The 12641-nt window shown below is 60.8% G+C and carries 13 protein-coding genes; 5 read left to right on the top strand and 8 right to left on the bottom strand.

Going from position 1 to position 12641, the window contains the following annotated elements; genetic code table 11:
* Positions 1 to 71: 71 nt before the first annotated feature.
* A complete protein-coding gene (locus tag KX729_RS10205; protein WP_219742325.1) occupies positions 72 to 638 on the top strand; it encodes a TetR/AcrR family transcriptional regulator in 567 nt (188 codons plus the stop codon).
* Here the strand turns inward: KX729_RS10205 and nth are convergent.
* The gene (nth, locus tag KX729_RS10200) at positions 615 to 1406 is read right to left on the bottom strand and encodes an endonuclease III (RefSeq protein ID WP_219742324.1); all 792 of its coding nucleotides are present in this window, start codon (positions 1404 to 1406) and stop codon (positions 615 to 617) included. The genes KX729_RS10205 and nth overlap by 24 nt on opposite strands.
* Positions 1407 to 1427: 21 nt before the next feature.
* Between nth and KX729_RS10195 the strand changes: the two genes are divergently transcribed.
* Together KX729_RS10195 and KX729_RS10190 are read left to right on the top strand one after the other, a co-directional pair.
* Positions 1428 to 1937, top strand: coding sequence for a DUF2244 domain-containing protein (locus tag KX729_RS10195; RefSeq protein WP_219742323.1), 510 nt, complete (start codon positions 1428 to 1430; stop codon positions 1935 to 1937).
* Between the two features lie 138 nt (positions 1938 to 2075).
* The gene (locus KX729_RS10190) at positions 2076 to 2972 is read left to right on the top strand and encodes a methylated-DNA--[protein]-cysteine S-methyltransferase (protein WP_219742322.1); all 897 of its coding nucleotides are present in this window, start codon (positions 2076 to 2078) and stop codon (positions 2970 to 2972) included.
* 146 nt (positions 2973 to 3118) lie between these two features.
* Here KX729_RS10190 and KX729_RS10185 read toward each other — a convergent pair whose 3' ends face one another.
* A complete protein-coding gene (locus tag KX729_RS10185) occupies positions 3119 to 4102 on the bottom strand; it encodes a sugar-binding transcriptional regulator (protein ID WP_219742321.1) in 984 nt (327 codons plus the stop codon).
* A gap of 215 nt (positions 4103 to 4317) precedes the next feature.
* On the opposite strand from KX729_RS10185, the gene tal reads away from it, so the two are divergent.
* A complete protein-coding gene (tal, locus tag KX729_RS10180; protein ID WP_219742320.1) occupies positions 4318 to 5283 on the top strand; it encodes a transaldolase in 966 nt (321 codons plus the stop codon).
* 173 nt (positions 5284 to 5456) lie between these two features.
* Positions 5457 to 7166 carry a methyl-accepting chemotaxis protein gene (locus tag KX729_RS10175; protein WP_219742319.1) on the top strand — a complete coding sequence of 570 codons (1710 nt, stop codon included), beginning with the start codon at positions 5457 to 5459 and terminating at the stop codon, positions 7164 to 7166.
* 68 nt (positions 7167 to 7234) lie between these two features.
* On the opposite strand, the gene KX729_RS10170 is transcribed toward KX729_RS10175, so the two are convergent.
* From KX729_RS10170 to KX729_RS10145, 6 genes are all read right to left on the bottom strand, one after another.
* Positions 7235 to 8530, bottom strand: coding sequence for an MFS transporter (locus KX729_RS10170; RefSeq protein ID WP_219742318.1), 1296 nt, complete (start codon positions 8528 to 8530; stop codon positions 7235 to 7237).
* 78 nt (positions 8531 to 8608) lie between these two features.
* Positions 8609 to 9010 carry a MarR family winged helix-turn-helix transcriptional regulator gene (locus tag KX729_RS10165; RefSeq protein WP_219742317.1) on the bottom strand — a complete coding sequence of 134 codons (402 nt, stop codon included), beginning with the start codon at positions 9008 to 9010 and terminating at the stop codon, positions 8609 to 8611.
* A 50-nt stretch (positions 9011 to 9060) separates the two neighbouring features.
* Complete coding sequence (locus tag KX729_RS10160) at positions 9061 to 9894, bottom strand: metal ABC transporter permease (protein WP_219742316.1); 834 nt, start codon at positions 9892 to 9894, stop codon at positions 9061 to 9063.
* Complete coding sequence (locus KX729_RS10155; RefSeq protein ID WP_219742315.1) at positions 9891 to 10751, bottom strand: metal ABC transporter permease; 861 nt, start codon at positions 10749 to 10751, stop codon at positions 9891 to 9893. Before KX729_RS10155 ends, KX729_RS10160 begins: the two co-directional genes overlap by 4 nt.
* On the bottom strand, positions 10732 to 11643 hold the full coding sequence (locus KX729_RS10150; protein ID WP_376775948.1) for a manganese/iron ABC transporter ATP-binding protein: 912 nt from the start codon (positions 11641 to 11643) through the stop codon (positions 10732 to 10734). The genes KX729_RS10155 and KX729_RS10150 overlap by 20 nt, the downstream gene beginning before the upstream one ends.
* Positions 11640 to 12527, bottom strand: coding sequence for a metal ABC transporter substrate-binding protein (locus tag KX729_RS10145; protein ID WP_219742314.1), 888 nt, complete (start codon positions 12525 to 12527; stop codon positions 11640 to 11642). Before KX729_RS10145 ends, KX729_RS10150 begins: the two co-directional genes overlap by 4 nt.
* Positions 12528 to 12641 lie beyond the last annotated feature (114 nt).

Here is a 12641-nt window from a genome sequence, read left to right as displayed (position 1 = left end):
ATTTTAAGATACATTCAGCCTGTATGTTTTATATAGATACATTCTGCCTGTATGTAAAGAGGAGATGCGCCATGCCGCGCAGCAATCGTGAACGCACCGATGCCACACGCACCGCGCTTCTGGATGCGGCGCGCTCGCTTTTCGTCGAGAAGGGATATGCGGAAACAGCGACGCCGGAGATCGTCGCTAAAGCCGAAGTGACGCGCGGGGCGCTCTATCATCACTTCCCGGACAAGAAGGCGCTGTTCTGGGCGGTGATCGAGCGGGAAGCCGGTCAGGTGGCTGAGGATATCGAGGCGTGTTCGGCGGAGGCTTCGTCGGCGCGCGAGGCACTGTTGCAGGGCGCTTCGGCCTATTTCGATGCCATGGCGGTGCCGGGGCGGGTGCGACTTTTGCTGCGGGAGGCGCCGGCGCAATTTGCGATCGATTCCGGGCAAGGAGAAGACCCGGCGGAATCCGGCCTCAAGATCGGATTGTCGCATCTTATGGCGAACTCGCCGAAACTAGCGCTTCTCGATCCATTGACGGTGCTGATCTCGTCCGCCTTCGAAAAGGCGGCGATGGCGATCGATTGCGGCGAGAGCCGAACAGACTATGAGGCAGCGATAGCAGCCTTACTCGACGGCCTCGCCGATTAGCTGCTGCGGCAGTTCGACGAGCGGGGCGGGCACGTCCATCGTCTTTTCCGGCGAGCGACAGATGTCGGCGATCACGCAGCGTTCGCATTCCGGCTTGCGGGCTTTGCAGCAGTAGCGCCCATGCAGGATCAGCCAGTGATGAGCGTGGAACAGGTACTGGTCGGGGATGACCTTCAACAGGTTCTCTTCCACCTCGTCCGGCGTCTTGCCAGGCGCCATCAGCAACCGATTGGCGATGCGGAAGACGTGGGTGTCGACGGCCAGCGTCGGGATGCCGAAGGCCATGGACATGACCACATTGGCGGTCTTGCGGCCGACGCCCGGCAGGCGGATCAGCTCTTCGCGGGTCTTCGGCACTTCGGAGCCGAATTCGTCGATCAGCATGCGACAGAGTGCGATGACATTCTTCGCCTTGTTGCGATAAAGGCCGATCGTCTTGATATATTGGGTGACGCCTTCCTCGCCCAAAGCCAGCATCTTTTCCGGTGTATCGGCGATCTTGAAGAGGGCGCGGGTTGCCTTGTTGACGCCGGCATCGGTCGCCTGGGCGGAGAGTGCCACGGCGACGACCAGCGTGAACGGGTTGACATGCTCAAGTTCGCCCTTGGGTTCCGGCCGCTGGATCGAAAAACGGCGGAAAATCTCCACCATTTCCTCTTTCGAATAGGCGGATTTGAAGCGCTTCGGTTTCTTCGCCGCCCCGGTGCCGGAGACGCGATTTGACTTTTGCGAAGGGGTGGTTTTGGATTTCGGTTTCGGAGTCGCCATATCTTTCTATAGGCATTCCCCATGAAGGAAAGCAACGTGGACCTGACAAGGGACATCTCCAACGATCAGCCCGTTTTTGCGGCCGAACTGACGCCATACCGCTCGCTCGGCAAGACGGGCTTTCGTGTCGTGCTGATCCTCTGCGGCGCCATCTGCGCCCTCTATGGCGGCTTCTTCCTGATTACGGGTGCTTATCCGATCGGCTTCTTCTTCGGGCTGGATTTCCTCGGCCTCTATATTGCGCTGAAGATGAGCTATCGCTCCGGCCGGCAGCGGGAGGAAGTGACGGTGTCGCGCACCAATCTCTCCATCCGGAAATTCTCGCCGGCGGGGCAGATGGTCGAGCATCGGTTCAACCCGTTCTGGGCACGTTTCCTCGTCCAGCGACATGACGAATTCGGCATCATCCGCATGTCCGTGACGGGCGAGGGCAGGGGGACGGATATCGGCTCCTTCCTCAATCCGGATGATCGCGAAAGCTTTGCCAAGGCGTTCAAGGGGGCGCTGGCAACCGTCAAGCAACGGCTTTGAAACCTGCGCAAAATAGGCGAAAACCTGCAAGAAACGGGTGGTTTCGGCAAAGCCGAGGGAGCATTTATGGCGCATGAACGAAACAGCCGAAGACAGGCGCCGGATGCGGCGCCAGGCGCTGTCGAGGAGAGACAAGCCATGAACGCACATTCTCAGATTGATCTCGCAAAGATCACCACCCCCGCCATCGACATCACCCCGGATGGCTCCGATTACGAAACCGTTCGTCGCGTCATCGAGATGCTGACCGTGGATTATCGCAACCAGCCGTCTCTGGAGGCGATCGCCGCCGAACTCGGCCAGTCGCCGACGCAGTTGCAGAAAGTGTTTACCCGCTGGGCCGGCCTGTCGCCCAAGGCCTTCCTGCAGGCGATCACGCTCGATCATGCCAAGCGGTTGCTCGGCAAGGAAGAGCTGCCGTTGCTGGAGGCCTCCTATGAGCTGGGGCTTTCGGGTCCGGGCCGCCTGCATGACCTGTTCGTGACGCATGAAGCGATGTCTCCCGGCGAGTGGAAGGCGCGCGGCGGCGGGCTGGTGATCCGTTACGGTTTCCATCCGTCGCCCTTCGGTCAGGCATTGGTAATGGCGACGGAACGCGGCCTCTCGGGTCTCGCCTTCGCCGATATCGGCTGCGAGGCGCCGGCTTACGAGGACATGGCGCGGCGCTGGCCGAATGCGGAATATATCCATGATCAGGAGGCGACCGCCCCTTACATCCGCCGCATCTTCGACCGGCAGCAATGGTCCTGCGACCAGCCGCTCAAGGTCGTGCTGATCGGAACCGATTTCCAGGTGCGGGTCTGGCAGAGCCTGTTGAAGATCCCGTTCGGCAAGGCGGTCACCTATTCCGACGTCGCGTCCGATATCGGCCAGCCGACGGCGAGCCGGGCGGTGGGAGCGGCCGTCGGGGCGAACCCGATTTCGTTCGTTGTGCCGTGCCATCGGGCGCTCGGGAAAAGTGGCGCGCTGACCGGATATCACTGGGGGCTGACGCGCAAGCGGGCGATCCTCGGGTGGGAAGCGGGGAATGCATAAAGCGTTGGTGCGGCGCTGATGTCGTGCCGTGTGATACCCCCCTCTGCCCTGCCGGGCATCTCCCTCAAGGGGGGAGATGCCCGGCAGGGCAGAGGGGGGGTACCCCATCCCGCAGCATTCAATGTGTCCGCGATCCAGACTGAAGCCTACTCGGTCTCCGCCAGCCGCAACAGCTCTCTCGCCGCCGTCTCATCCGTAATCAGCGTATTGCATCCCACCCTGCGGATCGTTGCCCGGATCGCCACGGCCCGATGCGCGCCGCCGGAGGAAAGCACGATATGCTTCGCCTTCTTCAGCGTGTCGAGGTCGACAGACATCACCCGCTCGTTGAGCTTCTGATCGACCGAACGTCCTTCCTCGTCGAGAAAATTGAACATCGTGTCGCAGACGCAGCCGGCGGCGATCAGCCGGTCGAGTTCGGCTTTGGAGATGAAGCCTTCCGAAAGGGACGTGGAATGCGGGCCGATATCGCCGCAGCTCACCACGGCGAGGTCGAGGTTTTCGGCAAGATCGTAGATGGCGTTGAGGCCGCATTGCTCGATCAGCGCCCGCTTCGTCTTGACCGAGTCGACCAGAAGTGGCGCGAGGAACATGTAGCATTCCGCGCCGAGCTGGCCGGCGAAGCGCCACGTATAGTCGATCGGGTTGGTCTGGTGGACGGCGACGATGCCGCCGAGCAGCGAGACGACCTTGCAGTTCTCCCGCCGCGGGGGGCGGAAACTCGAGAGCGAGGCAGTCATGGTGCGGCCCCAGCCGACGCCGATCGTCATGTCGTCCTGTACGACTTCGGAAAGGAACTGGCCAAGTGCAAGGCCGACGGCACTGGCGAGTGCGGTTGCGCTGTCGTCTCGCGGGGCGGGCACGACAAGTGCTTCGTCCAGCCCATAGGCCTTTTCCAGTTGCGTCGAGAGTTCGACACAGCCGTCGATGCCTTCGCTGATCCAGATCTGCACTTCCGAACGCTTCATCGCCTCGTCGAGCAGGCGGATTACCGTCGAACGGCTGATGCCGAGCCGTTCGGCGACATCTTTCTGAGTCAAACCCTGGTTATAATAGAGCCAAGCCGCCCGCAGCCTCAGCGATGCCGCATCGGAATAGGCGGTGTGGGTCTCGCGTCTGAGCCTCGCCAAAATGCCTCTCCCGTTCTGCTTTATGGGCCATGGTGAACAACATCCCAGATATTTGTTCCGATTGAAACATATGTCAATTCATCAGGACAAATGTCTTGACTTCTTAACCAATGAGGGTCGATAGTCCATGCCAACGCGTCTAGGTGCGAGATGGAGGAGCCAATTCGTACGCCGGGCGTTCAAGCTTTAACGCTTTCCAATCGAGGAATATTCGGATGACGTCGAAACTAGAGCAACTCCGTTCCATGACCGTGGTCGTCGCCGATACGGGTGACATCGAGGCGGTTGCCCGCCTGAAGCCGGTCGATTGCACCACCAACCCGTCGATCGTCCTGAAGGCGATCGGTACGCCGGTCTTCGCCGACAAGTTCAAGGAAGCCGTTTCCTGGGGCAAGAAGCAGGGCGGCCAGCCGGACGGCGTGGTTGCCGCCGTTGCCGACCGTCTGGCGATCTCCGTCGGTGCCGCGCTTTCGGAACTGGTCCCGGGCCGCGTTTCGACCGAAGTCGATGCCGACCTTTCCTTCGATACCAAGGCCTCGATCGACAAGGCGCACCAGATCATCGCTTCCTACAAGGAACGCGGCATCGAGCGTGACCGTATCCTGATCAAGCTCGCCTCCACCTGGGAAGGCATCCGTGCCGCCGAAGTGCTGCAGAAGGAAGGCATCGACTGCAACCTGACGCTTCTCTTCGCCCAGGCCCAGGCGATCGCTTGCGCCGAAGCCGGTGTTTTCCTGATCTCGCCCTTCGTCGGTCGCATCCTCGACTGGCACAAGAAGGCATCCGGCCAGGATTACACTGCCGAGACCGATCCGGGCGTCGTTTCCGTCCGCAACATCTACAACTACTACAAGGCCAACGGCATCAAGACGATCGTCATGGGCGCCTCGTTCCGCAATGTCGGCGAAATCGAAGCGCTGGCCGGCTGCGACCGCCTGACGATCGCGCCGAACCTGCTCGACGAGCTGGACAAGGCAGACGGCACGCTGGAGCGCAAGCTTTCGCCGGAAACCTTCAAGGCAGAGCCGATGCAGTCGCTCGACGAGAAGTCTTTCCGCTGGATGCTCAACGAAGACCAGATGGCGACCGAAAAGCTTTCCGACGGTATCCGCCTCTTCGCAAAGGACCTCAATGCGCTGCGCGAAATGGTCCGCAAGGAACTGCAGGCTGCAGCTGCCTGATACTGTTTTCCACCGCCAGTACAAACGAGCCCGTCGCAAGACGGGCTTTTTTGTTGCTTAATTCCGCCCTGAACTGACGATCGTCACTTTCATGGTTAACTGAAAATTCAAAACAAATTCGTAGCTTTAACGGCATATCTCGTCGATTCCCTTTTGGGACAATGGAGTTTGCCATGGCCGGTGTGCCGTTTGCCCGCATGATGTCGAATGCCGCAATATTGGAAGCGCTGAGCCGGTCACAGGCAATCATCGAGTTCGATATGAACGGCACCATTCTGGATGCCAACGAGAACTTCTGCAAAGCAGTGGGATATTCGCTGTCGGAAATCGTCGGCAAGCATCATCGCATTTTCGTTGATCCGACGGATGCAGGCTCGAAGGACTATGCGGATTTCTGGCGGCGGCTGGGCACCGGTAAGTTCGATCAGGGCAAATACAAGCGCTTCGGCAAGGGCGGCCGCGAGATCTGGATCGAGGCGACGTACAACCCGATCCTGCGTGGCGGCAAGCCCTACAAGGTGTTGAAGTTCGCAACCGATATCACCACCGCGCGCAAGCGGGCGCTGGAAGATCGCGGCAAACTCGACGCGCTTTCCCGCGCGCAGGCGATCATCGAATTCACGCCGACCGGCGAGATCATCACCGCCAACGAGAATTTCTGCACTGCCCTCGGCTATTCTCTGTCGGAGATCGTCGGCAAGCACCATTCGATCTTCTGCGAAGCGGATTATGCGCGTTCGACTGCCTATCAGCAGTTCTGGCGCGATCTCGGCACGGGTAAATTTGCAGCCGATCAGTTCACGCGCGTCGCCAAGGACGGCCATCAGGTCTTCATCCAGGCATCCTACAACCCGATCATCGACGATAGCGGCAAGGTCTTCAAGGTCGTCAAGTTCGCGACCGATGTCAGCGAGCGCGTCAAGGTCGTGAAGGAGCTTGGTGCCGGCCTGTCGCGGCTTGCCGATTGCAACATCCGCCAGACGATTGACACGCCGTTCATTCCGGAATTCGAACCGCTGCGGCGCGACTTCAACGCATCGATCGGCGCTTTCCAGGAAACGCTGATGGGCGTCCTGAAGCAGACCAACACGTTGAACGGCAACGGCAAGGAAATGCACGAGGCGGCCGATCAGCTGTCTCTGCGCACCAAGGAACAGGCTGCTTCGCTAGAGCAGACATCTGCGGCACTGGAAGAAGTGACCGCAACCGTTCGCTCCTCGTCTGCCAATACCGACGATACCCGCAAGCTCGTCAAGAACGCGCTGCAGTCGGCCTCGACGTCGTCGTCGGTGGTTCAGGAGACCATTACGGCGATGCAGCGCATTGAAGGCGCGTCGGCCGAGATCACCCAGATCATCGGTGTCATCGATGAGATCGCCTTCCAGACCAACCTTCTGGCACTGAATGCCGGTGTCGAGGCAGCCCGTGCCGGCGAGGCGGGCAAAGGCTTCGCAGTCGTCGCACAGGAAGTCCGCGAACTGGCCCAGCGCTCTGCCAAAGCGGCCAAGGAGATCAAGGGTCTGATCGAAAATTCGGGTCGCGAAGTCACCGAAGGTGTTCGCCTCGTCGACGCGACCGGCGTGGCGCTTCACGAGATCGAGCAGTTTGTCGCTTCGATCGACAATAACATGCAGACGCTCGCCACGGCGGCGCGCGAGCAGTCGGTCGGTCTCTCGGAGATCAACAACACCGTCGCGCAGCTCGACCGCATGACGCAGCAGAATGCGGCCATGGTGGAACGGACCACGGATATCAGCCTGGAATTGGCGACCGGCGCAGAACGGCTGTCGGAACTGGTCAACCACTTCAAGCTCAACCGCCGCTCGGCGATCCGCGAGAATGACTCTGCTGCTGCCGGCGGTGCGCCGCGCAAGGTTGCCTGACGTAAATCCAACAACCAAAAAGAAAAGCCCGCCATTTGGCGGGCTTTTCTGCTTTCAGATTACGTTTATCAAGCCGGCTGCGGCACGGCGTTGGCCGAACCGGGCTTGCGAAGCAGCATGACGGAGACGGCGGCGATCATGCACATGACGCCGGCAATCTGCAGGGCGGGCATGTAGGTGTTGAAGTCGCTTTTGAAGTAACCTGCGCCATAGGCGGCGGTCGCGGCGCCCAGCTGGTGGCCGGTGAACACCCAGCCGAACACCATGCCGGCCTTTTCGCGGCCGAACTTGTCGGCGGCGAGCTTCACGGTCGGCGGGACGGTGGCGATCCAGTCCAGGCCGTAGAAGACGGCGAAGGCGGAAAGCTCGTAGAAGCTGAAGCCCGAGAAGGACAGGTAGATCAGCGACAGGCCGCGCAGGCCGTAATACCAGAAGAGCAGGATGCGGTTGTCGTAACGGTCGGACAGCCAGCCGGATGCGATCGTGCCGAAGAAATCGAAGATGCCGAGCACTGCGAGCATTCCGGCAGCGCCAACGGGTGCGATGCCGGAATCACCGCAGATCGAGATCCAGTGCGTCTGGATCAGTCCGTTGGTGGAGAGGCCGCAGACGAAGAATGTTCCAAACAGGACCCAGAAGGTGCCGCTGGCGGAGGCGCTTTTCAGGGTGATGAGCGGCGATGCCAGCGTGGTCAGAAGCTTGTGATCCTGCTTCGGCGGCTTGTTGACATTGGTTTCGCCATAGGCCGGCAGGCCCATATCGGCGGGGTGATCGCGCATCAGGGCGAGCACGAGCAGCATGGCGACGGTGATCGCGCCTGCCGTCAGCATCAGCGCCGTGCGCCAGCCATAGGTTTCGCTGAGATCGGCCAGAAGCGGCAGGAATACGAGCTGACCGGTGGCATTGCTGGCGCTGAGCATGCCCATGACGAGGCCGCGGCGTTGGGAGAACCAGCGGGAGGCGACCGTTGCGCCGAGCACCATGGCAGTCATGCCGGTGCCGACGCCGATGACGATGCCCCAGAGCGCCACGAGCTGCCAGATCTCGGTCATGAACATCGATACGACGATGCCGCCGAGAATAAGCGACAGCGCGGTGACGACGACCTGACGGATGCCGAAATGGTTCATGAAGGCTGCCGCGAAGGGAGCGAGCAGGCCGAACAGCATGAGGCGTATGGCCATCGCCGAGGAGATGTCGGCGATATCCCAGCCGAACTCCTGGTGCAGCGGCTGGATCATCACGCCGGCCGAGCCCATTGCGCCGGCCGTCGCCAGCATGGTCAGGAAGGTCGTGGTGACGACCACCCATCCATAATGCAGGTTTCTGCCGGCCATCCAGCGGGCAGCGATGTTTGAGAGCATGTCGGAATTCCCTTTCCTGATCGTCACCGCTGCGGCGGTATTGTGTTTCGGGTATATACCCGCGTTTGGTTCAAAAAATCACAGAGCTGCGAGCAGTTCCTGCAGTTGTTTCGTCTTCTCGGCCCCAAGCCGGGCTTCGATATTATCCTGGACGCTATCCCAGAGCGGAGCGCCTTCGGTGAGGACCGTATGGCCTTTCGGCGTGACTTCCAGCATGGCCTCGCGCTGGTCTTCGCCATGGCCGATGGTGATCAGGCCCATACGTTCCAGCACCTTGGCATTGCGACCGACGGTCGAGCGATCGAGTTCGACCCTTACGGCGAGATCGGTGAGCGACACAGGCGCCGTGCGGTTGATGTTTCTGAGCAAGCTGAACTGGCCGATATTGACACCGAGCGGCGCCAGGACATCGTCGTAATAGGACGAGACCTTTCGGGAGGCTTTACGCAGCAGGATGCAGTGGCAGGTATCGCTTGGCATGGCGCGGGTATATACCCGCAGTTCGATCCGCGCAAGAGGGGTGCGAAAAATCAGGATGCGGTGCGGGCGATGAGCGACGTCTTGATGAAGGCGAAGACGAAGAGCGCGGTCATCAGCAGCACGATCGTCGGTGCGGGGGCGCTGTCCAGGAAGAAGCTGAGATAGATGCCGGAGACCGAAGCGCCGACGGCGATTGCCACGGATGTAATCAACATGGCGGTGAAGCGACGCGTGAGCAGGAAGGCGATAGCGCCCGGCGCGACCAGCATGGCGACCGAGAGAATGATGCCGACGGCCTTCAGCGCACCGACGACGGCCAGCGACAGGACGGCCAGCAGGCCGTAATGCAGCAGGCGCACCGGCAGGCCGATCGCCTTGGCGTGCTGCTCGTCGAAGGAATGGACCAGCAGGTCCTTGCGCAGGATGACGAGGAAAAGCGTTGCCACCAGCGCTATGAGCCCGGTCTCGATCAGGTCCGACGCTGCGATGCCGAGCATGTCGCCGAACAGGATATGGTCGAGATGCACATCCGCCTGCACCTTGACGTAAAGCACGAGGCCCAGACCGAACATGCCGGAAAAGACGATGCCGAGCACCGTGTCTTCCTTGATGCGACTGTTCTCCTTCAGGAAGCCGGTCATCAGCGCGCAGGCCATGCCGGCGACGAAGGCGCCGACCGAGAGCGGGATCGCCAGCATATAGGCGATGACCACGCCCGGCAAAACCGCGTGCGAGACGGCGTCGCCCATCAGCGACCAGCCTTTCAGCACCAGAAAGCAGGAGATGATCGCCATCGGCACGGCGATCATCAGCGTCACGATGAAGGCGGATTGCATGAATGGAAGCTGGAAGGGCAGGAGCGCCAGTTCGAGAAACTCGCTCATGCATTGTCCTCCAGCGAGGCCCGGATGCGGCGGCGGGCGGCGAGCATGCCGTGTTTCGGCGCAAACAGGAAAGCGATGAGGAACAGTGCGGTCTGCAACACGACGATGATGCCGCCGGTGGCGCCGTCGAGGAAATAGCTGAGATAGGCGCCGATGAAGCTGGTTGCAGCTCCGATGCCGAGGGCCATCAGGATCAGCCGCTCGAAACGGTCGGTCAGCAGATAAGCGGTGGCGCCGGGCGTGACGACCATGGCGATAACGAGGAAGGCGCCGACCGTCTGCAGGGCTGCAACCGTCGAGGCGGCAAGCAGGGTGAAGAACAGGATTTTCAGCAAATCCGGCTTCAGGCCGATGGCGCGGGCGTGGTTCTCATCGAAGAAGGTCAGCATCAGGTCCTTCCATTTCAGCGCCAGGATGACGAGGCTGACGCCGCCGATGATGACGAGCTGCAGCGTGTCCTCTGGCGTGATGGCGAGGATATTGCCGAGCACGATGGTCTGGATATCCACGGCCGTCGGCGACAGCGACACCATGAACAGGCCGAGCCCGAAAAAGGAAGTAAAGATCAGGCCGATGATCGCGTCTTCCTTCAGCCGCGTTCGCTGGTTGAGGAAGAGCATGGCGCCGGCCGCCAGCCCGCCGGAAATGAAGGCGCCGATCGAAAACGGCAGGCCGAGCATATAGGCGCCGGCAACCCCGGGCACGATCGCATGGGACAGCGCATCGCCGATCAGCGACCAGCCTTTCAGCATCAGGTAGGCGGAGAGAAAGCCGCAAACGCCGCCGACCAGCGCGCTGACCAGAATGGCGTTGCGCATATAGCCATAGGTGAAGGGTTCAATGAGCGTCTGAAGCATCTGCCTTCACCTCGGCTTGAGGGCTGCCACTCTTCTCCTTGCCGTTCTCGCCATAGATGACGAAGGGCCGTTCGTCGTCGCTGATCACCTTGACGCGGCGGGTATCGGCATCGTTATGCAGTTCCGAGCCGCTCAGGATGAAATGGCGGAGAACGCCGCCAAAGGCCTTTTCGAGATTGGCTTCGTTGAACGTATCCTCCGTCTTGCCGTAGGCGATGACTGTGCCTTTGACGAAAACGGTGCGGTCGCAGAAATCCGGAACGCTGCCGAGATTGTGGGTGGAGACCAGCATGACACGGCCCTCATCGCGCAGTGCCTTCAGGAGTTCGACAATCTGTTCTTCGGTGGTCACATCGACGCCGGTGAACGGTTCGTCGAGCAGGATGACCTGGCCTTCCTGCGCCAGAGCGCGGGCGAGGAAGACGCGCTTGCGCTGGCCTCCCGAAAGCTCGCCGATCTGGCGTTTGCGATATTCCTCCATGTTCACCCGGCGCAAAGCCTCGGTGACCATGTCCTTGTCGCGGCGTGAGGGAATGCGCAGGAAATTCATGTGGCCGTAACGGCCCATCATCACCACGTCCTCGACGAGAACCGGGAAATTCCAGTCTACCTCTTCGGCCTGCGGCACATAGGCGACGAGGTTCTTTCGCAAGGCCTCCTTGGCCGGCATTCCGAGGATTTCGACGGAACCCTGTGTGAGGGATACAAAGCCCATAATTGCCTTGAAGAGCGTCGACTTGCCGGCGCCGTTGACGCCGACCAGCGCGGTGATCGTGCCTTTCGGGACCGTGAAGCTTGCCTGCCGCAGCGCTGTATGGCCATTGCGATAGGCGACCGTAACGTTCTCAAGCGCCAGGCCGGCGCTGACCGGCTTCACCTTGCCCATCATCATTGCGCCAGCCCCTTGGCGATTGTCTCGCTCGTGACGCGCAGCAGGTCGAGATAGGTCGGCACCGGGCCATCCGCTTCGCTGAGCGAGTCGACGTAAAGCACGCCGCCGTATTTCGCGCCGGTTTCGGAAGAGACCTGCTTGGCCGGCTTGTCGGACACGGTGCTCTCACTGAAAATCACCTTCACCTGATGCTCGCGCATCGCATCGATGACGGCGCGCACCTGCTGCGGCGTGCCCTGGCTGTCGGCATTGACGGGCCAGAGGTACAGTTCCTTCAGGCCGAAATCGCGGGCGAGATAGGAAAAGGCGCCTTCGCTCGTCACCAGCCAGCGATGATTTTCCGGCAGCTTGCCGAGCTGGTCGCGGATCGGCTGCACCATTGCCTTGATCTTGTCGGTATAGGCCTTGGCATTGGCGGCATAGACATCAGCGTGGGCGGGATCGACCTGGGCGAGACCCTTGCGGATGTTCTCGACATAGATCACCGCATTGTCCGGCGACATCCAGGCATGCGGGTTGGGCCTGCCCTGGTAGGCGCCGCCGGCAATCGCCATCGGCGTGACGCCATCCGTGACCGTGACGCTTGGTACCTTACCGAGATTGGCAAGGAATTTTTCGAACCAGAGTTCGAGATTGAGGCCGTTGCGCAGCACCAGATTGGCATTGCGCGCCCGCAGGATGTCGCCCGGCGTCGGCTGGTAGTTATGGATCTCCGCACCGGGCTTGGTGATGCTTTCGACTACGGCCGCATCGCCCGCGACATTGCGCGCCATGTCGGCGATGATCGTGAAGGTGGTCACCACTTTCGGCTTTTCCTGGGCGAGCGCTGCGACGGGAAGGCCGATCAGGAAGACGGCGAGGCTTGCGATTTTTCGGAGCGACATGCGCTGTCAGATCCCTTGTTGCAACTCATTCGCATTTTAATCTAACGGCGTTTTTCGGGCTGTCAATGCTATTGCAACTCATTCGCAAAAACACGCAAGGATCGAAATGGCACG

The sequence above is a fragment of the Neorhizobium populisoli genome (assembly GCF_019430945.1).
GTDB lineage: Bacteria > Pseudomonadota > Alphaproteobacteria > Rhizobiales > Rhizobiaceae > Neorhizobium > Neorhizobium populisoli.
This window is presented reverse-complemented; position numbering and strand designations above follow the sequence as displayed.

Bases quoted from the DNA above. Each gene is read 5' to 3' on its own strand.
- KX729_RS10205 (WP_219742325.1), top strand. From the start codon at position 72: ATGCCGCGCAGCAATCGTGAACGCACCGATGCCACACGCACCGCGCTT.
- nth (WP_219742324.1), bottom strand. From the start codon at position 1,406: ATGGCGACTCCGAAACCGAAATCCAAAACCACCCCTTCGCAAAAGTCA.
- KX729_RS10195 (WP_219742323.1), top strand. From the start codon at position 1,428: ATGAAGGAAAGCAACGTGGACCTGACAAGGGACATCTCCAACGATCAG.
- KX729_RS10190 (WP_219742322.1), top strand. From the start codon at position 2,076: ATGAACGCACATTCTCAGATTGATCTCGCAAAGATCACCACCCCCGCC.
- tal (WP_219742320.1), top strand. From the start codon at position 4,318: ATGACGTCGAAACTAGAGCAACTCCGTTCCATGACCGTGGTCGTCGCC.
- KX729_RS10175 (WP_219742319.1), top strand. From the start codon at position 5,457: ATGGCCGGTGTGCCGTTTGCCCGCATGATGTCGAATGCCGCAATATTG.
- KX729_RS10170 (WP_219742318.1), bottom strand. From the start codon at position 8,530: ATGCTCTCAAACATCGCTGCCCGCTGGATGGCCGGCAGAAACCTGCAT.
- KX729_RS10165 (WP_219742317.1), bottom strand. From the start codon at position 9,010: ATGCCAAGCGATACCTGCCACTGCATCCTGCTGCGTAAAGCCTCCCGA.
- KX729_RS10160 (WP_219742316.1), bottom strand. From the start codon at position 9,894: ATGAGCGAGTTTCTCGAACTGGCGCTCCTGCCCTTCCAGCTTCCATTC.
- KX729_RS10155 (WP_219742315.1), bottom strand. From the start codon at position 10,751: ATGCTTCAGACGCTCATTGAACCCTTCACCTATGGCTATATGCGCAAC.
- KX729_RS10150 (WP_376775948.1), bottom strand. From the start codon at position 11,643: ATGATGATGGGCAAGGTGAAGCCGGTCAGCGCCGGCCTGGCGCTTGAG.
- KX729_RS10145 (WP_219742314.1), bottom strand. From the start codon at position 12,527: ATGTCGCTCCGAAAAATCGCAAGCCTCGCCGTCTTCCTGATCGGCCTT.